Annotated in this window: 19 protein-coding genes; all 19 read left to right on the forward strand. The window is 44.4% G+C overall.

The window, feature by feature from the left end:
- Positions 1 to 245 precede the first annotated feature (245 nt).
- The 19 genes from M2444_RS12710 to M2444_RS12800 all read left to right on the forward strand — a co-directional run bounded on the left by M2444_RS12710 (position 246) and on the right by M2444_RS12800 (position 21,227).
- Positions 246 to 2,447 carry a PAS domain-containing hybrid sensor histidine kinase/response regulator gene (locus tag M2444_RS12710; RefSeq protein ID WP_094869628.1) on the forward strand — a complete coding sequence of 734 codons (2,202 nt, stop codon included), beginning with the start codon at positions 246 to 248 and terminating at the stop codon, positions 2,445 to 2,447.
- Entirely contained in the window at positions 2,447 to 3,070 is a 624-nt protein-coding gene (locus tag M2444_RS12715) for a C39 family peptidase (protein ID WP_094876739.1), read from the forward strand. The genes M2444_RS12710 and M2444_RS12715 overlap by 1 nt, the downstream gene beginning before the upstream one ends.
- A 121-nt stretch (positions 3,071 to 3,191) precedes the next feature.
- Positions 3,192 to 5,147, forward strand: coding sequence for a type I pullulanase (pulA, locus tag M2444_RS12720; RefSeq protein WP_094876738.1), 1,956 nt, complete (start codon positions 3,192 to 3,194; stop codon positions 5,145 to 5,147).
- A gap of 294 nt (positions 5,148 to 5,441) precedes the next feature.
- Positions 5,442 to 6,926 carry a glutamate synthase subunit beta gene (locus M2444_RS12725; RefSeq protein WP_280787202.1) on the forward strand — a complete coding sequence of 495 codons (1,485 nt, stop codon included), beginning with the start codon at positions 5,442 to 5,444 and terminating at the stop codon, positions 6,924 to 6,926.
- A gap of 128 nt (positions 6,927 to 7,054) precedes the next feature.
- The gene (yfcE, locus tag M2444_RS12730; RefSeq protein WP_280787203.1) at positions 7,055 to 7,603 is read left to right on the forward strand and encodes a phosphodiesterase; all 549 of its coding nucleotides are present in this window, start codon (positions 7,055 to 7,057) and stop codon (positions 7,601 to 7,603) included.
- Positions 7,604 to 7,748: 145 nt separating this feature from the next.
- Positions 7,749 to 8,777, forward strand: coding sequence for an agmatine deiminase family protein (locus M2444_RS12735; RefSeq protein ID WP_094876735.1), 1,029 nt, complete (start codon positions 7,749 to 7,751; stop codon positions 8,775 to 8,777).
- A gap of 53 nt (positions 8,778 to 8,830) precedes the next feature.
- Entirely contained in the window at positions 8,831 to 9,706 is an 876-nt protein-coding gene (gene aguB / locus M2444_RS12740; RefSeq protein ID WP_094876734.1) for an N-carbamoylputrescine amidase, read from the forward strand.
- 260 nt (positions 9,707 to 9,966) lie between these two features.
- Complete coding sequence (locus M2444_RS12745; protein ID WP_094869635.1) at positions 9,967 to 10,413, forward strand: tellurite resistance TerB family protein; 447 nt, start codon at positions 9,967 to 9,969, stop codon at positions 10,411 to 10,413.
- 126 nt (positions 10,414 to 10,539) lie between these two features.
- Positions 10,540 to 11,136: a TerD family protein gene (locus tag M2444_RS12750; protein ID WP_094876733.1), complete on the forward strand. Its 597-nt coding sequence runs from the start codon at positions 10,540 to 10,542 to the stop codon at positions 11,134 to 11,136.
- Positions 11,137 to 11,165: 29 nt separating this feature from the next.
- Complete coding sequence (locus M2444_RS12755) at positions 11,166 to 11,741, forward strand: TerD family protein (RefSeq protein WP_094869637.1); 576 nt, start codon at positions 11,166 to 11,168, stop codon at positions 11,739 to 11,741.
- A gap of 67 nt (positions 11,742 to 11,808) precedes the next feature.
- On the forward strand, positions 11,809 to 12,390 hold the full coding sequence (locus tag M2444_RS12760) for a TerD family protein (RefSeq protein ID WP_094869638.1): 582 nt from the start codon (positions 11,809 to 11,811) through the stop codon (positions 12,388 to 12,390).
- A 241-nt stretch (positions 12,391 to 12,631) separates the two neighbouring features.
- Positions 12,632 to 13,933: a TerD family protein gene (locus tag M2444_RS12765; RefSeq protein WP_094876732.1), complete on the forward strand. Its 1,302-nt coding sequence runs from the start codon at positions 12,632 to 12,634 to the stop codon at positions 13,931 to 13,933.
- Between the two features lie 26 nt (positions 13,934 to 13,959).
- Complete coding sequence (locus M2444_RS12770) at positions 13,960 to 14,700, forward strand: TerC family protein (RefSeq protein WP_094869640.1); 741 nt, start codon at positions 13,960 to 13,962, stop codon at positions 14,698 to 14,700.
- Between the two features lie 171 nt (positions 14,701 to 14,871).
- A complete protein-coding gene (locus M2444_RS12775) occupies positions 14,872 to 16,083 on the forward strand; it encodes an HpcH/HpaI aldolase/citrate lyase family protein (protein WP_280787133.1) in 1,212 nt (403 codons plus the stop codon).
- On the forward strand, positions 16,028 to 17,458 hold the full coding sequence (locus M2444_RS12780) for a phosphoribosyltransferase family protein (protein WP_481857496.1): 1,431 nt from the start codon (positions 16,028 to 16,030) through the stop codon (positions 17,456 to 17,458). The genes M2444_RS12775 and M2444_RS12780 overlap by 56 nt, the downstream gene beginning before the upstream one ends.
- Positions 17,455 to 18,606: a cysteine protease StiP family protein gene (locus M2444_RS12785; RefSeq protein ID WP_094876730.1), complete on the forward strand. Its 1,152-nt coding sequence runs from the start codon at positions 17,455 to 17,457 to the stop codon at positions 18,604 to 18,606. Before M2444_RS12780 ends, M2444_RS12785 begins: the two co-directional genes overlap by 4 nt.
- The gene (locus tag M2444_RS12790) at positions 18,603 to 19,436 is read left to right on the forward strand and encodes an HAD family hydrolase (RefSeq protein WP_280787134.1); all 834 of its coding nucleotides are present in this window, start codon (positions 18,603 to 18,605) and stop codon (positions 19,434 to 19,436) included. The genes M2444_RS12785 and M2444_RS12790 overlap by 4 nt, the downstream gene beginning before the upstream one ends.
- Positions 19,433 to 20,488, forward strand: coding sequence for an ATP-grasp domain-containing protein (locus tag M2444_RS12795; RefSeq protein ID WP_280787135.1), 1,056 nt, complete (start codon positions 19,433 to 19,435; stop codon positions 20,486 to 20,488). The genes M2444_RS12790 and M2444_RS12795 overlap by 4 nt, the downstream gene beginning before the upstream one ends.
- Positions 20,489 to 20,522: 34 nt before the next feature.
- Positions 20,523 to 21,227 (forward strand): hypothetical protein, encoded by a 705-nt coding sequence (locus M2444_RS12800; RefSeq protein WP_094876743.1) that lies wholly within the window; start codon positions 20,523 to 20,525, stop codon positions 21,225 to 21,227.
- The last annotated feature ends 9 nt before the right edge of the window (positions 21,228 to 21,236 follow it).

Below are 21,236 nucleotides of genomic sequence, written 5' to 3' on the forward strand. Positions count from 1 at the left end.
TTCACGCTATACATTATTCTTATATTTCTCGCTTAAACGCTTATCGTCCTAACGAGGACGCCGAAGGCGTTTGTACTTGTGTTTAATAATAGTTTGCCCCAAGCCATCCAGTCAATATTTAAAATTAAGCTATTCCCTATTCAAAATGATACGCAGGACATTTCTATACTCACTTCTCTTATCGTATACTGAACTTAGGATGGAATAAAGGATGCAACGTTCGCAACAAAGGAGGTCTGGCGTAGATGGATAACGCGGTGGAATATAGCACAATGTTGGAACATGCATTTATGAGGTCCCCAGAGGGAATAGCCGCACTGTCTTTATACGATGGTAAGGGCAAGTGGCTGAAGGTCAATCCGGCTTTTTGCAATTTACTTGGCTTAACGGAAGCTGAGTTTCTTGCTGGGGCTATTTTTGCAGAAATGGAAAATAGACAGACGTCTTCGAAAGAGCTTTCCTATAGATTGGTGATGGACGAGCTTCAGAATTCTCCAGCAGGGAGCTGGAAGAAGGAAGAATGCTTTCGCAAAGGGGATCACCTGGTATGGCTTTCCCTGACATTCTCAGGATTTGGAACAGTAGGACAAGCCCCTTCGTGTATTATTGTGTACGCCGAAGATATTACAGAACGAATGATTGCAGATCAACAAATGGCAGTTCAACGAGATCTAGAGGAACAGATCTATCAAAGTGAACGTAATTATAGATTGATGTCCGAGAATTCGCTGGATTTAATCTCGCGTCATGCAGTTGAAGAGCGTAAACAGTTTGAATTCAAGCTTCAGGAGAATGAACAGCGCTATAAATCTTTATTTGAATATAATCCCTCTGCTGTGTACTCAATGAATTTGCAAGGAGATTATTTAACGGCCAATGCGAATCTGGAGAAGCTGACCGGGTATTCGCTGGAAGAACTGATCGGAATGTACTTTGGTCCCGTTGTGCATGAGAAGGATATGGAGAAGACACTGTATCATTTTAACTTAGCCGCTAAGGGATATCCCCAAAGCTATGAACTGACGCTTATTCATAAAGACGGTCATTTTGTAGAGATCAATACCACTAATATTCCGATCATTGTAGACGATCAAGTGGTTGGTGTATATGGTATTTCCCGTGACATTACGGAACGTATAAGATATACAGAACAAATTGAGAAGCTAAGCAATGAGTACACCCTGATATTAAATGCAGTCTCGGAGGGTATTTTTGGGCTCGATATGGAGGAGAAGGTGACTTTCATTAACCCTGCAGGTTTGCATATGCTCGGCTATGAACATGATGAGATCATGGGCCATTCTTATCTGGATCATATGCAGCAGACAGCACTTGATGGGATCCACTACAGGCCCGAGGAGTCCCCGCTTATCAAGGCTATTAGGTCAGGGGGATCTTATCAGAGTAAGGATGCAGTCTTATGGCGTAAAGATGGCACGAGCTTTCTTGCAGAGTACCAGGTAACGCCTCTTTTTGATAAAGGTGAACCTAAGGGTGTTGTAGTCGTGTTCAGAGATATTACGGATGAGAAGGAGATCATTCGTGCCAAGGAATCTGCGGAGAAAGCGGACCAAGCTAAATCAGAGTTTCTAGCCATTATGAGCCATGAAATTCGCACGCCTATGAATGGCATTGTGGGGATGACTGATCTGCTTGCAGAGACGGAACTAGATGAAGAACAACGTGAGTACACCAATATTATTAAGGAGAGTAGTAGCTCTCTTCTATATATTTTGAATGAAATTCTTGATTACAGTAAAATTGAAGCCGGAAAAATGATGATCGTACATGAGCCCGTGTATCTTCAAGAGGTACTGGACAGTGTAACGGATCTGTTTATGGCTAAGGCTTTGGAAAAAAATCTTGAGCTGTCTTACAGCATGGCACAAGGGGTTCCTACGTGCATTATGGGAGATGCAGGCCGATTACGTCAGGTATTGGTTAATCTGGTCAGCAATGCGATAAAATTTACTGACCGAGGCAATGTCTGTATTTATGTGGAGCAGAAATTGTCCGTGGTTTCAAAGAAATCGACTTTGAAGTTTAATGTCAGAGACACGGGGATAGGTATTCCTTTAGAAAAGCAGCATCAGTTGTTTCAATCATTTTACCAGCTGCACTCCTCGTTTAACCGTAAGTATGCCGGGACGGGGTTAGGCCTAGCCATTTGCAAGAAGCTTGTGGAGCTGATGGGCGGTGCCATTGCGGTGGAGAGTAGTGAAGGAAACGGCTCTAATTTCTATTTCACGCTACAGATTAATCCTGAAAGCAAATATGAGGGCGATGAGGTAGATATTACTCTGGCAGAGCAGAAGCCCGCACAGGAAATGGAATCACAATCTAATTCAGAGGGATCTATGGATGTTGGTGGAAATGTGATTTTACTTCCGGAAGGCTCTGCCCTTTCCGCTTCTAAGCCAAACTCTTCAAAGGGAGAAACATCCTGATGAAGCATAGAAACTCCAGTCTCAGTAACAAACTATCAGTAGATCCATACACACAGTGGGAGGCTGGGGTTTCATCCCCGTCTTCTGCATGTGGACCAGCGACCCTGGCAGCTTTAACGGAGTATTGGAATACCCGGCTAGGAATGGGCTTTATTCGTGGCAAAGGTCATTTTCACTCTAAAGCAGCTCATATTAATTACATATACAGTCATCACGGAGGTACCCCTTTAGGCATGAGTGTACGTCGGTTTGTAAAGGGAATCACAGCTTATATCCACTCCTCAATCTCGCCAAAAGGGGGACATAAGCTATCTATCTCTACTTTTAACGATTTCGATGTGTATAAAGTGGAGATTGATGCAGGTCGGCCAGTAGCTGTTAAATTTGATAAATGGTTTAATTTTCGGTGGAGAGGGAATTTTGCTTACGATTACCACTGGGTATTAGGAATAGGGTATGAAGTACCTGATAACGGGGATTGTCCAATCCTCATCGTTCAGGATAATGGTGTGAGGTATAGGGATGGAAGGATTGCTCTCTGTAAAGAACGCCGCATCCCATATTATGCAAATAAAGACATCATCACAATGGTGGGAATGAATATCTTAGAAACGCCAAGTTAGTCGTGATTTAGCTATGTAATTACCCTGGAAAAATGATCTGGTTATTTTGAGTCCAAACGTTTGCACAAATTTGAGGATCATACTATAATCCAGTTAATAACTGGAAAAGGGGATAGGTGCTTTGTCCGTACAAAAGGAAATGAAGGAACCGATTTTTTATGGTGATCCTGCGACTACTAGAGGGATTTCCGTATTTGCTCAGGAGTTTGATCAGTTGTTTAGTTATGACGGGGATGATCTCGGACTTACATATTCATCGGCCTCTTCATCATTTTGCTTGTGGGCTCCTACGGCTCAGGAGGCAGAGCTAGTAATTTATGATTCATGGCAGGGAGCTGCGGAGTCCGAATATGCTATGATCCGCGATATTCGGGGAACGTGGAGAGCTACGGTTGACGGTGATTTAGATGGCAAGTTCTATACCTACCGAGTTCGTCTAGGTGAACAGTGGAATGAAGCAGCTGATCCTTACGCACGGGCTGTTGGCGTGAATGGGGACAGAGGCGCTATTCTAGATTTGCGCAAGACGGACCCTGAGCGGTGGACAGAAGATAAGCCATCGTTTGAGGATCCTGTAGACGCCATTATTTATGAGCTTCATTTGCGTGACTTATCCATTCATCCAGCAAGCGGAATGGCTCATAAGGGTCAATATCTCGCTTTGGCGGAAGAAGGAACCCGCGGACCAGAGGGCATTCTCACCGGACTCGATCATATCGCAGATCTCGGTGTAACCCACGTGCAGCTATTGCCTATTTATGATTATTCTACAGAGAGTGTAGATGAGACGAAGCTGGATGAGCCGCATTTTAACTGGGGTTATGATCCGAAGAACTACAATGCTCCTGAAGGCTCCTATGCTACGGATCCTTATGTGCCCGGACTACGTATTCAAGAACTAAAAACAATGATTCAAGCGCTTCATGATCGTGGACTCCGCGTCATTATGGATGTAGTTTACAACCATGTGTACGACGGATACCGCGTGAATTTCACTAAACTGGTTCCTGGCTATTATTTGCGTTATAAACAAGATGGAAGCCTGTCGAATGGCTCAGGCTGCGGAAATGACGTGGCTACAGAACGTATGATGATGTCCCGCTTCATTGTGGACTCCGTGGTCTATTGGGCTAAAGAATACCATATCGACGGCTTCCGCTTCGATTTGATGGGCTTGATGGATGTCGATACAATGCGGGAAACCCGGCGGCGTCTGGATGGAATAGATCCGTCCATCATGACGATCGGTGAAGGCTGGATGATGGGGACTGAGCTACCGGTGGAACGGCTCGCTCATCAGAAGAATGCTTCCCTTATGCCGGGAATCGGACATTTTAATGATGATTTCAGGGATGCTATTAAAGGAAATATCTTTTTGTATGATCAGCCGGGCTTCATCAGTGGAATGATGGGTCTGGAGCCTGCGATCAAAGCAGGGGTTGCGGGAGGAATTGACTTCAGCCCAGGAATTAAGCAATTTGCCGTGGAGCCTCAGCAAAACGTTAATTATGTAGAGTGTCATGATAATCATACCTTATGGGATAAGATCGTATTGTCCACCGAGGGTGAGACGGTTACGCAGCGCCGTTCCATGCATAGACTGGCTTCTGCGATAGTGTTCATGAGTCAGGGGATTCCTTTTATCCATGCAGGGCAGGAGTTTATGCGTACGAAGGACGGGGTGGAGAACAGCTATAAATCTTCGGTCGAAATCAATCGTATGGACTGGGAATTGTGCGCCGCGCATCAGGAAGATGTGACGTATATGAAACAGTTAATCGCACTGCGTAAAGCTCACCCGGCCTTCCGTATGCGAACAGCAGCTGACATTCGGAACCATTTGGTTTTTGAAAAAGCACCGGCAAGTGCAGTAGCTTACACGCTACGTGGTCATGCTGGAGAAGATGCAGCGAAGCATATTTATGTTCTTTTTAATGCGAATGCTGAACACACTACTGTGGTTCTGCCGCAGCTTGGAGCATGGAAGACCATCTTCGGGGCTGATCTTACGCAGGAGCTGACTGGAAATAAGCTAACTGTAAATGGGATTGGGACAGTAGTCCTGACGGCGCAATAGATAGTCTTTTACAAGATCATTATTGAAAAGCATGCGGAGTAACGTACTTTAATCAGGTACAGTACACTGTGTGCTTTTTTTTGTTTTTTCATTTTCTTAATTTGATTGTTTCATTTTACATAAAAAGGTGACATTACTCATTTTCGATGATGATATTGGATGTTAATATGAAGGCATTTACTTTGGTGCTTTAGAGTGGCATAGGCTTGGCAGCAGACAAACATAGAAAGTACCTTTCTTTTTTAGCGGTTCAGAAAGTATATATTTGTGGGGGATTTAGAGAGGATGAGAGAGATGGGGAAAGCAACCGGATTTTTGGAATTTGAACGGCAGACGCCTTCGGAGTGTGAGACGCTGGAGCGGATTAAGAATTGGGATGAATTCTCGATCCCTATGGATGAAGAGAAGCTGCGCGAGCAAGGCGCACGTTGTATGGACTGTGGTACGCCATTTTGTCATGTAGGACGTCTGTTATCTGGTATGGCTTCCGGCTGCCCTCTGCACAACTTGATTCCTGAATGGAATGATATGGTTTATCGTGGAAACTGGGAGGTTGCACTGCAACGTCTGCATAAGACCAATAACTTCCCTGAATTTACTGGACGTGTATGTCCGGCACCTTGTGAAGGTTCTTGTACAGTAGGGATGAACGGCAAGCCTGTAACGATAAAGTCGATTGAAAAGTCGATTGTAGATAGAGGTTTTGAAGAAGGTTGGATTGTTCCTGAGCCACCGCTTATTCGCACAGGTAAAAAGGTAGCTGTAGTGGGCTCGGGTCCAGCAGGTCTTGCCTGTGCAGCTCAGCTTAACAAGGCGGGGCATTCGGTGACCGTGTATGAACGGGCAGATCGGATTGGCGGTTTGTTGACGTATGGTATTCCGAACATGAAGCTGGATAAGAAAACGGTTCAGCGCCGGGTAGACCTGCTGAAGGCTGAAGGCATTACATTCGTAACTCGTACAGAGATTGGGAGAGATATCTCGGCGACACAACTCAAGGCGGAGCACGATGCTGTTGTCTTGTGTGGCGGGTCTACGCAGGCACGAGAGCTTCCTCTAGAGGGTCGTGAGCTGCGGGGCATTCATCAGGCGATGGAGTTTCTGACACTGAATACTAAGAGCTTACTGGATTCAGAGCTTGCTGATGGCGAATACTTGTCTGCGGCAGATAAGGATGTAGTTGTAATCGGTGGCGGGGATACTGGCACAGACTGTGTAGCTACGTCGATCCGCCACGGTTGCCGTAGTGTGATCCAGCTTGAGATAATGCCACAGGCTCCACTGACCCGTCAGCCTAGCAATCCGTGGCCGGAATGGCCAAAGGTTCTTAAGGTGGACTATGGCCAAAAAGAAGCGGCTTCACTGTATAAGGAAGATCCACGTCGTTATCTCGTTTCGACGAAACGTTTTGTTGGTGATGATGGTGGATATGTGCAGGAGCTGCATACTGTGCGCATTGAGTGGACTCGCAATGAACAGGGACGGATAGTTCCGGTTGAAGTACCAGGCAGTGAAGAAGTTCTAACGGCACAGCTGGTACTACTCGCATTAGGATTCACAGGGCCCGAAGAGATTGTGCTAGGTGAGCTTGGGGTGGCACGTGATGAGCGCGGAAATGCCAAGGCGGAGTTCGGAGCACAAGCGACCAATGTAGAAGGAATATTCACAGCAGGTGATATGCGCCGCGGACAAAGCCTTGTAGTTTGGGCCATTGATGAGGGGCGTCAGACAGCCCGCGAAGTGGACCGATTCTTGATGGGATCATCGAATTTACCGTAAGAATAAAAGGGCATATAGGGCAGGGCGTTCCTTTTGGAGGAACGTCCGCTTTTGCGTTGTTTGCCTGTTCAAGGTTAAAATTGAAACCTAAGCACAAGATCTATTTAAGTCGAAAAGGAGAATACATGATGAAGCTAATGTTTATTTCCGATATTCACGGTTCTTTATTCTGGTTAGAACGGGCTTTGGAAAAGGTAGAGGAAGAACAGCCAGACAGTCTTGTAATCGTAGGAGACTTTTTATATCACGGTCCCAGAAATCCACTGCCGAAGGGTTATGACCCGCAGGGAGTTGCTAATAAACTGAATGAATATAACAAAAAGAAGCCTATTACGGCAGTACGTGGTAACTGCGATGCTGAGGTAGACCAGATGTTGCTGCAGTTCCCGATGATGGGCGATTATGTGATGCTCCTGCATGAAGGCAGACGAATCTATGTTACACACGGTCATGGCTTTAGTATTGAGAATTTACCGGCACTATCTGAGAAGGATATCTTTATTCAGGGGCATACCCATCTTCCGGTTGCGGATGTAAAAGAGGGCGTATACGTGCTGAATCCTGGTTCGATATCGCTGCCTAAAGAGAATAACCCGAATTCATATGGTATCCTTGAGGGTGGAGAATTCATCGTTAAGAATTTTGAGGGCGATGTGGTAAAAAGGATTACACTATAAGCTCAGTCAGATCCCATATGACCCGAATTCCTTCCAACATTATTAGTGTTCCAGGGAATTGAGCACTAGAACATATTATTGTATGATGAGGTAGGAGTCTTAGGACAGGGCTGGCTCCAAATATAATAGTAAAGGTAGTTAACACATGAATCCTAAAGATTTGAACTATACAATGCCACCGGAATGGGGCAAGCATGAACGTACTTTTATCTCCTGGCCGGTGCAGGAATCTATGTGTTTCCCGGACAACCACGAGTCGGTATGCCAAGGTTATGCTGACATTATTACAGCTATTGCCGAGTTTGAACCGATTACGGTCATCGTTAACCCGGAGGACGTGGAAAAGGTAGAACGTCTGGTCAGCGGACCGAATGTAACGCTACTGCCTATAAAGCATAGCGATGCTTGGCTGCGTGATAACGGGCCTACCTTTGTTGTTAATAAAGACGGCGTTCTAGCAGGCGTGAACTGGAAGTTTAATGCCTGGGGCGGTAAATATTCACCTTGGGATCTGGATGATGAGGTAGCTCCACAGATTCTCGAACACTCACAAGTGACACGTTTTGATGCGCCGCTTGTGATGGAAGGCGGCTCGATCCATACGGATGGAGAAGGCACCTTGATTACTACAGAAGAATGTCTGCTCAATACGAACCGCAACCCGGATTTGAAGCGCGAGAATATTGAAGAGTACGTGCGCAATTATACAGGTACAGAAACTATTATCTGGCTTAAGCGTGGTCTAAGCGGTGATGAAACCGATGGTCATGTGGATAATATCGCTTGCTTCGCTGCTCCAGGTAAAGTCATTATTCAGGTCTGTGAGGATCCGCAGGATGAGAACTTTGAGATTACACAGGAGAATCTTCGTATTTTGGAGAATGCCATAGATGCCAAAGGGCGTAAGCTGGAAATCATCAAGATTCAGCAGCCACCACGGGTGGATCAAGACGGCAGCCGTCTGACGCTCAGTTATTTGAACTTCTATTTCGTAAATGGTGGGATTATATTGCCTGTGTTTGGCGGTACAGCGGTGGAAACAGATAAGCTTGCTGAGGAAGTACTGGCTGGTTTGTTCCCGGAACGTAAGATTCGTACAGTTAATGGTATGGCGGTTATCACCGAAGGCGGGAATGTTCACTGCACTACGCAGCAAATGCCTGCTCAGCAATAATTGAAGGAAACTAAACGTCCTGAGGGACATTTATATATAAGGAGGACAGATTCTTGAGAAATGTAAAAGTAGCTGCGACGCAAATGAGCTGTTCCAGCAATATTGATGAGAATATCAGCAAAGCCGAAACCTTGGTCAGAGAAGCGGCGGCACAGGGAGCACAAATTATTTTGCTGCAGGAGCTGTTCGAGACACCGTATTTCTGCCAGAAAGAGAAAGCTGATTATTACGCATATGCAACAGAGCTTGAGCATAACAAAGCGATTAATCATTTCACAGCAATAGCCAAGGAACTGCAAGTGGTGCTGCCAATCAGTTTTTATGAGAAAAAGAACTACGCACGTTACAATTCACTAGCTGTAATCGACGCCGATGGAACGATATTGGGGAAATACCGCAAGAGCCATATTCCAGATGGCCCAGGGTATGAAGAGAAATTCTACTTCAATCCGGGAGATACTGGCTTTAAAGTATGGAACACTCGCTATGCCAAGATTGGTGTAGGGATTTGCTGGGATCAGTGGTACCCGGAAGCGGCTAGAGTGATGAGCCTGATGGGAGCAGAAATTCTGTTCTATCCAACCGCTATCGGATCAGAACCACAGGATGGATCGATCGATTCTAAGGATCATTGGCAGACTTGTATGCTTGGGCATGCAGCGGCTAACCTTATTCCAGTCATTGCCTCCAACCGTATCGGTGAAGAAATTGATGAAGATTCTAGCATTAATTTCTACGGCTCTTCGTTCATTGCGGGACCGCAAGGCAATAAAATTGTTGAAGCAGGCCGAGACGAGCAAACTGTAATAGTGAGTGAATTTGATCTGGATGCTTTGGAAGTCGGACGGATCGAGTGGGGCGTCTTCCGTGATCGCCGGCCGGATCTGTACAAAATGATTGGTTCTTATGATGGGGACATCATTCTTTAATAGAATTTACAGGTGAATGTGCTAAAGGCATTGCTAGAGAGGAAAGAATCTCTGGCAATGCCTTTTTTTTTGGTGTTTCAACTTTCTGTGAAAAGAGCTGTAAAAGTCTGGAAAAGTAGAATATTGCTATTTTATCAGGTATATTAGAAGAGTAAACCGTGATTCAGGGATCTACTATGAAAATTCTGTCGGATACGTGGAGAGGAGGCTCTGGGATATCTTTTGTTATCATAATCTTACGGTGATAGAAGGAGAATACGATGAGCACATTTAAAAGCTGGTTGAACACAACCAAAAACGGACTAACAGATCAAGTGAAGAAATTCAAAAATAAAGATTTCATGAATGCGGTAGTTGCGGGTTGCGCCTTAGTTGCTGCTGCCGACGGTAAGATAGAAGAAGCTGAAAAGAACAAAATGGCCGGCTATATGAATATGAGCAATGAGCTAAAGGTGTTTGACATGAGAGACGTCATTACCCAGTTCAACTTTTATGTAAGTAACTTTGAGTTCTCACCAGAAATCGGTAAGCAGGAAGCACTGAAAGCCATCGGTAAGTTTACCGGTAAACCAGATGTGGGACGTGTAATTGTGGGTGTGTGCTCAGCTATTGGATCAGCTGATGGTGATTTTGATGACAATGAAAAAGCAGTTGTGCGGCATATTTGCGGTGTCTTGGGATTAAACCCTAGTGAATTCAGTTTATAAATGATGTAATACCCTATACATGAGTTCGGATGAAACGTATTTAGTTCTTTAGCGTATCACTCATATAACATCCAAAAGCTAGACTACTAGATGGTGATTCTTTTTAGAGAATGGAGGTACGTAAAGTTGGCTGGAATTAATCTGGTAAAAGGTCAGAAGATTGATCTCACAAAAGGTAATGCAGGCTTATCTAACGTAATTGTAGGTTTAGGCTGGGATCCGGCTGCGCCGGCTCGAGGATTCTTCGGTGTGAAGAAACAGGCCAACGTGGACTGTGATGCCTCAGCATTGATGCTTAATGAGAATGGTAAGTTAGTTAAGAAGGGGAACCTGATTTGCTTCCATAATAAGCAAAGTCCTTGTAACTCTGTCATTCACTCTGGAGACAATCTCACGGGTGATGGAGACGGAGACGATGAACAAATCATGGTCAACCTGAATGCTATTCCTTCTGATGTGCACAAGGTTCTTGTAGTGGTGAATATTTATGATGCCACAAATCGTAAACAGGATTTTGGTCTGATCAAATCAGCGTATATCCGTGTTATGAATGCTGTAGGCAATAATGAACTAATCCGCTTTAACCTATCTGATAATTACAATGGCTACACGGCACTGGTTTGTGGGGAGCTGTACCGACAAGGTGGAGAATGGAAATTCGCCGCAATTGGTGAAGGTAGTCACGCAGCACATATCAATCAACTGGCAGAACGCTACGTATAATCCAAATAAAAGAAAAGAGGAATGTTATCATGGCAATTAATCTATCTAAAGGTCAAAAGATCGATTTAACCAAAACAAATCCGGGTCTATCCAAAATCACAGTAGGTCTTGGTTGGGACACTAATAAATATGATGGCGGTAAAGATTTCGATTTGGACGTTTCTGTATTCTTGACTAACGCGAACAGCAAAGTTGAAAAAGAAACGAACTTCATTTACTTCAATAATAAACAGAATGAGAATGGTTCAGTTGTTCATACAGGTGATAACCGTACGGGTGACGGCGATGGTGATGATGAGCAGGTTCAAGTGGATCTTCTGAGTATCCCAGCAGATGTGGAAAAGGTAGCTTTTACCATTACGATTTATGAAGCTGACGCAAGAAGCCAAAACTTCGGACAAGTTTCCCGTTCTTATGTACGTATTGTAAATGATTTAAACAATGAGGAGCTCATTCGTTTCGATTTGGGTGAAGACTTCTCTATTGAAACTGGTGTTGTTGTTGGTGAGCTATACCGTCATGGTGCAGAGTGGAAGTTCAATGCCATCGGTAGCGGCTACAAAGACGGCTTGAGCGGTTTGACTCGCGATTACGGCCTGCAATAAGCCTTGTAGTATAGAGCTTAGAGTTATACAGTGAACTGAATCTACTCAATGAAAGAAGGTTATGTCCGTGACGATCAGTCTCTCCAAAGGACAGCGAATTGATCTTACCAAGACTAATCCAGGTCTGACAAAGGTAGTAGTTGGATTGGGCTGGGACACTAATAAATATAGTGGAGGTCAAGAATTTGACCTCGATGCTTCAGCGTTTCTGCTTCATGAAGACGGCAAGGCTAAAGGTACTGATGATTTTGTATTCTATAACAATCCAAATGGTGGTGCGAGTTCTGTAATCTACACTGGAGATAACCGTACAGGTGAAGGTGACGGAGATGACGAGCAAATCATCGTTGATTTCACCAAAATCCCTGCCCATATTCAGCGTATTGGGATAACAGTAACCATTTATGATTACGAATCTCGTGCACAGAACTTTGGACAAGTCTCCAATGCTTTTGTACGAGTTGTGGATGCGTCGTCGGATCGGGAAGTACTTCGTTTCGACCTGGGTGAAGAATTCTCAACAGAGACAGCCGTTGTATTCTGTGAATTCTACCGCAATGGTGCGGATTGGAAGTTCCAGGCTATTGGTAGTGGTTTTGGCGGCGGTCTTAGCGCATTGTGTAGAAATTATGGGCTGGACGCGCAATAGCATCTTCCGGGCGGGGTCATTACCGATCCTGCCCTTTTTTTAATTCTTTATGGATTCCCTCACAAAGGACATGGAAGGGATCTCGAAGGATAAACTCCACTATGTGGGGTTATTTAAAAATATAAGCAAGTTAAGGTTCATACGATACTATATATCTTATATTTCTCGCATAAACGCTTGTCGTCCTTATAAGGACATCGAAGGCATTTATGCTTGCTCCATTTATAAAGGTGGTGTAAGAATGGGTATTACAGTTGTTAAAGGACAAAAGGTCGATTTAACTAAAGGCAATCCTGGACTTGATTCTCTTATCGTAGAGATTGGCTGGCAATCGCCATCCTCACTTGAGATTGATACTTCTGCTTTTCTGCTTGGAGCGCAAGGTAAAGTAAGCAAAGATGAGGATTTGATATTTTATAATAATCCGTCTACACCTTATATCAGATATAAGGAAATGCCTACATCAGACAGCCTCAAGCAATTTGACGTGGAACTAAACAAAATTCCTTCTGATGTGATGAAACTCGCGTTTACACTTACCATTTATGATGGCGAGAAGCGAGGTCAAAGTTTTAGGCAGGTAAATCAGGCCTATTTTCGGATTCTGAATCAAGTAACAGGTGCGGAGCTTCTCCGATGTGATCTTGAAAATCATTTCTCCGTGGAAACGGCTGTTGTGGTAGGAGAATTATATAGATATAACGGTGAATGGAAATTCAGCGCCATTGCCGCGGGTTTTGCTGGTGGTCTACAGGAACTGTGTAAGAACTTTGGGTTAGAAACGAACGATGAACCAGCACCGGCACCAATACCAGTGCCTAAGCCTGCTACTCCACCGCAGCCAGAGCTTAAACGTCAATCAGCGCCTGCAGCGGAGCCTAAGATTCAGATTCCACCTCCTCCTGCAGCTGCGCCTTCAGCTGTAACACCCCCTCCGGTCAATCTCAACCTGAAGAAGATCGAACTGAAGAAAAAAGGTGATTCGATCAACCTGAAGAAATCAGCTGGTGGTTTGGGTGAATTGCTAATTAACCTCAACTGGAATCAGAAGCAGGGTGGAGGGCTATTTAATCGTAAAAATGGTGTGGATTTAGATCTTGCTTGTCTATATGAGTTGAAGAATGGCAGTAAGGGAGTAGTTCAGGCGCTGGGCAATGCTTTTGGCTCATTGAACCAACCTCCTTATGTCATGCTTGATGGAGATGACCGGACAGGCTCTGTAACAACCGGTGAGAATCTGCGGATTAACGGCAGCAAAATTGCTGATATTGAACGGATTCTAATTTTTTCTTTTATTTATAAAGGTGTTACCAATTGGTCAGAAGCTGACGGTGTTGTCACGATTACCCAGAGTGGCGGCCCCGATATTATTGTCAATTTGGACGAGCATAACAACCGCAAAGGCATGTGTGCTATCGCGTTATTTCGGAATGTGAATAACGAGACATTCAGTGTTGAACGGCTGGTCCAATATTACAGTGGTCATCGGGAGATTGATGAGGCATATGGCTGGGGACTGCGCTGGGTTGCTGGCAGTAAATAGACGATTTTTTCGGAGGCGCAAGTGTAATGGATTGGTTCGCTGATTTTTTTAGGAATATTAGTGAGAACTACGGTCATTTTTTCTCATGGAGCGATGTGGTAGGTACGCTCTCAGACCCGGTTAGCTGGGGCATTATTGGTAGTTTAGTTCTGCTAGAGGGACTGCTCTCTGCAGATAATGCGCTTGTTCTCGCCGTCATGGTTAAGCATTTACCTAAGGAACAACAGAAGAAGGCGCTCTTTTACGGTATTATAGGCGCTTATGTATTCAGGTTTTTGGCTATCGGTCTAGGGACATTTCTTATTAAGTTTATGTTGGTTAAGGTTCTTGGTGCAGCCTATCTCTTTTATATCGCCTATGGCGGGTTATTTAAGGGCGGTGGCGATGAGAAGATCGAGAATAAGGGGTTCTCTTTTTGGAAGACGGTTTTCCTTGTTGAATTAATGGATATTGCTTTCAGCATTGATAGTGTTATTGCTGCATTTGGTGTTAGTAACCAGGTTTGGGTGCTCTTTATGGGCGGAATCATAGGCGTTCTGATGATGCGGGGAGTAGCGCAATTATTCTTGAAGCTTATTGATAAAATTCCGGAACTTGAGCGTGCCGCCTTTGCGCTTATTGCCATTATTGCTGGTAAAATGCTCGCGGGCGCTTTTGGGTACGAAATGCCACATGTATTATTCTTTTCAATCATTATTCTTGTATTCGGTGGTACGATCCTTTACAGCGTACTGCGTAAGAAAAAAGAAGCCCATAGAAATGCTTGATTTCAAAGCTAGTTGAACACTGCTGCTTTCAGGTAATCGTATATGTTTATAGCGTAGGCCTTCACTTATATATGAGAGAACCGGATAGGGTATAGCTGGTTCTGCCACTCTCTATAGGAGAGGCCTGCGCTTGTTTTGCTTGGCTTCGCAAAACTATAAGGGGGAACCATCTTGAGATACTTCGATTACCTGACGAAAGAACAAGAAATAGCCTTATTTTATAATCCGCCGATTTCATTTAACCATAATACTACGAGTAAAGATTTGCTGGCTCATGCTGTTGGAGCTGCCCTTTATATGCCAGCAACTCGTGCTAGTGTTCCCGAAGACATTTTGAAGCTCAAAAGTGCAGGACTTGTAACCGTTATTATTGATCTGGAGGATGCGATCGGTGATAACGAGGTTGACCATGCAGAGGAGTCTCTCATTCAGCATCTTATTTTTCTCGCCGCATATGAGGAGAACGAGCCAAGCGGGAGTGATAGTCTTCCGCTCCTCTTCATCCGAGTTCGTAACCCGGAGCAGCTACGGCAGCTGATTTTTCGGTTAGGGTCTTTGGTTACGATGTTAACAGGGTTTGTTTTCCCTAAATTTTCGGTCGACAACGGAATCCAATATTTCGAGGCGATAGCCGATTACAATAGAACGCGCAGTTACTCAGACCCAGTGCTTTATGGCATGCCAATTCTGGAAAGTGCGCCTATTATTTACCGGGAGAGCCGGGTAGATAGTCTTTTATCTATTCGTAATTTGCTAGGCAATTACCGCGAATATGTGTTGAACGTTAGAATTGGAGCAACAGACTTCTCAAGTTTATTCGGACTGCGCCGTAGTCCTGATATTAGTATTTATGATCTTACCCCTATTCGAGACTGCATATCGGATATTATTAATATTTTTGGCAGAGTGGAAGAAGGGTATGTAATTTCCGGACCAGTCTGGGAATATTTTGCGAATAAAGGGCATCGGGTGCTCAGACCACAGCTACGGCAGACTCCATTTGAGGACACCTATGGTAAAAACGGCCGCGACATGCGAAATAGTTACATTTCTAGCAGCATGGATGGGCTTATTCGTGAAGTGATTTTAGATAAAGAAAATGGGATCTTGGGCAAGACAATTATACATCCCTCACACCTCAGACCTGTTCAGGCCATGTACACGGTAATGCACGAGGAATATGTTGATGCCTGCAGTATCGTAGAGAGTAACGATGGCAGCCTAGGCGTCTTCAAGAGTCAATATTCTAATAAAATGAACGAGATTAAGCCGCATTTGAACTGGGCAAAACGGATTTTACTACGATCACAAATATACGGGGTGTTACATGAACAACAGCATTTTGTCGGATTATTACCCGAAAACAAATTTACACACGTATAACATAGTCGAGAACCTGCAGGTTATGGTTACCGAAACATCTAATCCCTTTCATTTGCCTGTGGATACTTTATTCTCCATGGCAGCCCGGATTAATAAGAAACGCTCCTTTTTGTTCGTCAGCAAGGTACTTGGTAAACATATCCCTGTTAATCCGTACACCTCTCTGCTAAGTGGTGCTGCATTAGCGCTGCTGTTATATCAGGAGATGAACGGTAATTCTGCGGATAATGATAGGATGGAAGATTTATTAGATAAAGCTGTACACGGACTGATACATCCTGAGTCTTCCAAGGAAGCCTATGAGCATTTATTAGCTGCACGATTAATTCTTCCTAGGCCTGTTGTCTTTATTGGCTTTGCTGAGACTGCAACTGCACTGGGTCACAGTGTGTACAACATGTTTGCTGATGCAGCATCATATATTCATACTACCCGTGAACATATCATCGATTTGGAGTCCATTGTTAGCTTTGAAGAAGAGCATTCACATGCGGTTGACCATCTATGTTACGCCTTGAATATTAAGCTATTATCAGGGACTGAGCCGATTATTTTGGTGGATGATGAGATTACAACAGGGAATACAGCCATTAATACGATCCGTGATATTCAGTCTAAATTCCCTCGGGAGGAATACGTAGTCGTTTCTATTTTGGATTGGAGGAGCGGTAATAATCTTCATACCTATAGCGAATTAGAACAGGAACTGGGGATTCGGATTAAGTCCTTGTGTTTGCTTCAAGGCAGTATTGAAGTAAAAGGCACGCCTTTGCTAAATGCTGGGAATGATAAAGATTTGTTATCGTCTTCAGTGGAATCCGAAGTAGTGACCACTTATGTAGTGGACGGTTTAGAACGTCTGCAGGCAACATCCGTAGATTCATATGGTGACACCAACTCGTCTCCTTATGTGAAATACAGCGGACGTTTCGGACTGGAGTCGCTGAATAATGATGATCTTGATGTAGGGGTAACCCGGATAGCTGCTCATCTAAGAGAACTACGAGGGGGGGATTCTAAGACTCTAGTGATGGGTGTAGGTGAATTTATGTACCTTCCTATGCGGATAGCGGCTGAGATGGGGGAAGGCATTTCGTATCAGTCCTCTACTCGCAGTCCAATCCACCCTGAACGTCGACCAGATTACGGAGTGCATAGTGCTGCCGCATATCCTTCAGCTAGCGATCCGGAAATTACAAACTTTATTTATAATGTGGATTCTGATCAGTATGATGAAATATTTGTGCTGATTGAGCGTGATGTACCGCATGAACGAATGAAACCCATGCTTGATATACTGAAGACACTTGCTCGCCATAAAGTGCATCTTATTGTACTGACTCCTGAAGGAAGAAGTGGAGGGCCTCCAGTATGAAGGGAACAAGTAATCATAAAGTCATAGACAAAAAAATAGCAGAACCGGTTCCCTTAGGTAGCTATCCACCGTCAGATGTTACGTTTCTGCTTAAGGATCTTAGTGACGTTTCGCTGGAGCTGGCGACGGAGGAAAGGGAGGAGGCTATTCAATCGGGTGTCCATTATTCTGAGATGTTGCCCGTTGAATATCAGCCTACCGAGCAGTATGTCGACCTGTTTCATGAGACGCTGCAGCAATCAGCTAAGAAGGTTGCTTTAGCTGTTGCCATTGTTTCTGAAATGATTTTCTCGAGAAGAGGACGCAGTACAGTGCTTGTCTCTTTAGCTAGAGCTGGAACACCCGTTGGTATACTGATTAAGCGTTATATAACTGAGAGATACGAGGTAGACTTGCCGCATTATAGTATTTCTATTATTCGAGGAAAAGGTATAGATGAGAATGCGATACTCTACATTCTGCAGAAGCATGGACTTGATGCTGATTTGCAGTTTGTGGATGGGTGGACAGGAAAAGGGGCTATCCGTGGGGTGCTGATTGATTCTTGCAATACCTTCTATGAGAAGTATGGTATTCGCTTAAATGATGATCTTGCCGTATTGGCTGACCCTGGAAGCTGCGCAGGTATGTTTGGGACTAGAGAAGACTATCTCATTCCTAGCGCCTGCTTAAACTCTACCGTTTCAGGGCTGATGAGCCGAACGGTGTTACACGCTGATCTCATTGGTCCTGAGGAATTTCATGGTTCAAAGTTTTATAAGGAGTGGCTGAATGCGGACGAGTCCAATGTATTTATTGATACGATTTGCCCGTATTTTCCTTCCGTAGTAGAAGAAGCGAAGAATATTGCTGAACAGATGCTGGAGCATCCGCCAGAAATTACTTGGCAGGGTCTTCGTGATATTCAGTGTATTCAGGAGACTTTCGGAATAGATAACATTAATCTGATAAAGCCGGGAGTCGGCGAAACAACCCGCGTATTACTACGTAGAGTACCTTGGAAAATTCTTGTCGATACTATGGATAATCCGAATCTAAAGCATATTCTTCTCTTAGCGAAGGACCGGGGCGTTCCTGTTGAGATCTTTCCTGGGATGACGTACTCCTGCTGCGGAATAATTAAACCGCTGAAGGGGGAGACAGAATGATATATGCTAGTGATCTAGATCGTACTTTGATCTATTCTTTAGGTGCAATAGGTGTGCCGGAGAATACTCCAGGTCTAATTCCGGCAGAAATTATAGAGGGAAAGACGAGATCCTATATTTCGCAGCATGCATTAAATCAGCTGATGGATCTGAACACACGGATTATTTTCATCCCGGTTACTACGCGTACGATACAACAATATAAGCGTATTAATCTGTTTCAAGAAACAGTAATACCGGACTATGCGGTTACAAGCAATGGGGGGAATATCTTAATCGGTGGTGTTGTGGATAAGGAATGGAGAGAATCAATCGGTAGATTGGTAGCTCGTCACTCTGCTGGGGCTGAAGAGATTAGATCATATATCAAGGCGGTTGTACGTGAGGATTGGATCATTAGTGAGAATTATTGTGATGATCTATTCTATTCCTTCATGGTTTATCGGGATCAGTTACCTTTAGATGAAATCACTAATCTATCAGATCGGCTCTATAATCTTGGCTGGAGGGTTTCTTTACAAGGCCGCAAGTTGTACGCTGTGCCGGCTGCCGTGAACAAAAGCGACGCTATACTCCATTTGCGGCGCACCGTTCGTTCTGAACCTATGGTAGCCTCCGGGGACTCACTGCTAGATAAGAGTCTGCTTGAGAGTGCCGACTATGCTATTGCTCCTTGCCATGGTGAAATATTTGCAGAGCAACAGAGTGGTCTTGTAAAATCAAGATATCCATTTACGAAAGAATCAGGCGTATTTGCTGGAGATGAGATTTTGCAGTATGTAAATATGATCTATAATAATCTAACTGCATTGGGAGTGGGGCCACTATGAAAAAGGTAAATATTTATTTCAATCGTTGGTTTTCCGTGGCTTACCATTATATGAATCTCCTTCGCAATAACGAGGATGGTATACCGGTTCAAATCTTTGCAACACACCCGGATATCCGCCATATGTCGCTACAAGGTGCTGACTTTGCTGAAACCGAGCCGGCGCTGAAGGGAATAGAATATGTTCAGTTTTGCGTTGATTTCTGTCGGCGTAATGAGATCGATGTCTTTATTCCACGGTTGCATATGCTTGATATTGCTCTCCATGTGGCAATGTTTGATGCGATTGGTACTAAGGTTCTGGTCTGTAGAGATCTTGATCTGCTGGAGTCCATTATGGACAAAGGTAAATTTTACGAGAATGTTAGGGAGCAGGGCATCATGAGTATCCCGGATTATCATGTAGTTAGTACAGCGGAGCAGTTTAAAGACGCTTACACGGACCTTGTTGCCAAGGGACATCGTGTTTGCTTTAAACCTACTGAAACAGAAGGCGGGTTAGGCTTCCGAATTATCGACAATACCCGCGATCCGCTTCAAGAGCTTTTTGGGTATGTAACTCCATTGATTACGTTTGAGGATGCCTATCATATTCTTGCAAGCAAAGAGAACTTCCCTGATTTGATGGTGATGGAATTACTGGAGGGTTACGAGTATAGTATAGATTGTCTGGCAGATGAGAACGGTAAGCTATTAGTGGCTGTGCCACGTCGAAAAGTGGGCGGTCGTCTGCGATTGATGGAGCATATTCCTGAACTGGAGGAGATTGCAGCTAGAGTTGCAGAAGTTTACAAGATCCCCTTCAATTTCAATATTCAAATGAAATACAATGGAGATATTCCAAAGTTGTTGGAAATTAACCCACGAATGTCCGGTGGACTGCATATGTCATGTCTGTCAGGGATTAACTTTCCTTATTTAGCCGTCAAAAGCGCACTCGGTGGCGAGGTTCAGCCTATGAATTTTGAAGGTGATGTATTGGCTAGCCATCTGGAGCAACCGATGATTATGAAAATAAACGGCCAATCTGTCATTCCGGATGCCGTGAATTGAGCGTTCATAAAGTCGCTCACAAGAGGTGAGAACAATTCAGTTTAAATCGAAAGTGTTGCTTTACGCCGGTATCGGTTATGTTGTTGCTGTATTAACGAGCTCTTTTCTGCCCGAATTCATCTCTCTGCTGTTGCCTTTAGCGGGTGCGGGGATAGGTGCTCTGGTAACGAGAAGTCCAAGAACCAATCTCCCAGCGGAGGTGTTGCCAGCAGGCCCTGTGACGACACCTATTGGTAAGGCACCCGCTGAGAGTGCTCCTCAATTAAGCACCACGACAAATGATACCACATCAGGTAATCACAGCTATGACAGTAGAACTGAGAGCGCGGTGAAGATTGGACCGGAGTTCGCTCCGGTTGTGGAGTATCTTAGTATTCTGGAAGATATGATTATCTCAGAAGGGCAGAAGGATACGCTGGACAATGAAATTGTCGAGAAATCATTGGCGCTCTTCGCGAGGCTTCAACGTGTAATTCCACTGCTGCAGGAGCTGAATAACGGCGAGATTAATCATACGGTCCGCAGGTTGATTCTGAAGGATTTGAATGGTGTAATCAATCCGTTCTTACGGCTCGGCGGTGAAGCAAAGACGAAGAATCGGAGAATGCTGCTGAACGGTCTAAGAGATGTCGACTCCAAAATATCGGATATCGCGTCCACGATCGAACATAAAGACCTGATGGAACTTCAGACGAAGGCGGAACTGATTCATCAGCGGTACAGCAGTTCCGAACTATAGGAGGGAATC

The organism is Paenibacillus sp. PastF-3 (genome assembly GCF_029893135.1).
Taxonomy (GTDB): Bacteria; Bacillota; Bacilli; order Paenibacillales; family Paenibacillaceae; genus Paenibacillus_AQ; species Paenibacillus_AQ nitricinens.

What these genes read in the sequence shown, in the direction of transcription:
- M2444_RS12710 (WP_094869628.1), top strand. Translation starts at nt 246, where the DNA reads ATGGATAACGCGGTGGAATATAGCACAATGTTGGAACATGCATTTATG.
- M2444_RS12715 (WP_094876739.1), top strand. Translation starts at nt 2,447, where the DNA reads ATGAAGCATAGAAACTCCAGTCTCAGTAACAAACTATCAGTAGATCCA.
- M2444_RS12725 (WP_280787202.1), top strand. Translation starts at nt 5,442, where the DNA reads ATGGGGAAAGCAACCGGATTTTTGGAATTTGAACGGCAGACGCCTTCG.
- yfcE (WP_280787203.1), top strand. Translation starts at nt 7,055, where the DNA reads ATGAAGCTAATGTTTATTTCCGATATTCACGGTTCTTTATTCTGGTTA.
- M2444_RS12735 (WP_094876735.1), top strand. Translation starts at nt 7,749, where the DNA reads ATGAATCCTAAAGATTTGAACTATACAATGCCACCGGAATGGGGCAAG.
- M2444_RS12745 (WP_094869635.1), top strand. Translation starts at nt 9,967, where the DNA reads ATGAGCACATTTAAAAGCTGGTTGAACACAACCAAAAACGGACTAACA.
- M2444_RS12755 (WP_094869637.1), top strand. Translation starts at nt 11,166, where the DNA reads ATGGCAATTAATCTATCTAAAGGTCAAAAGATCGATTTAACCAAAACA.
- M2444_RS12765 (WP_094876732.1), top strand. Translation starts at nt 12,632, where the DNA reads ATGGGTATTACAGTTGTTAAAGGACAAAAGGTCGATTTAACTAAAGGC.
- M2444_RS12770 (WP_094869640.1), top strand. Translation starts at nt 13,960, where the DNA reads ATGGATTGGTTCGCTGATTTTTTTAGGAATATTAGTGAGAACTACGGT.
- M2444_RS12780 (WP_481857496.1), top strand. Translation starts at nt 16,028, where the DNA reads ATGAACAACAGCATTTTGTCGGATTATTACCCGAAAACAAATTTACAC.
- M2444_RS12785 (WP_094876730.1), top strand. Translation starts at nt 17,455, where the DNA reads ATGAAGGGAACAAGTAATCATAAAGTCATAGACAAAAAAATAGCAGAA.
- M2444_RS12790 (WP_280787134.1), top strand. Translation starts at nt 18,603, where the DNA reads ATGATATATGCTAGTGATCTAGATCGTACTTTGATCTATTCTTTAGGT.
- M2444_RS12795 (WP_280787135.1), top strand. Translation starts at nt 19,433, where the DNA reads ATGAAAAAGGTAAATATTTATTTCAATCGTTGGTTTTCCGTGGCTTAC.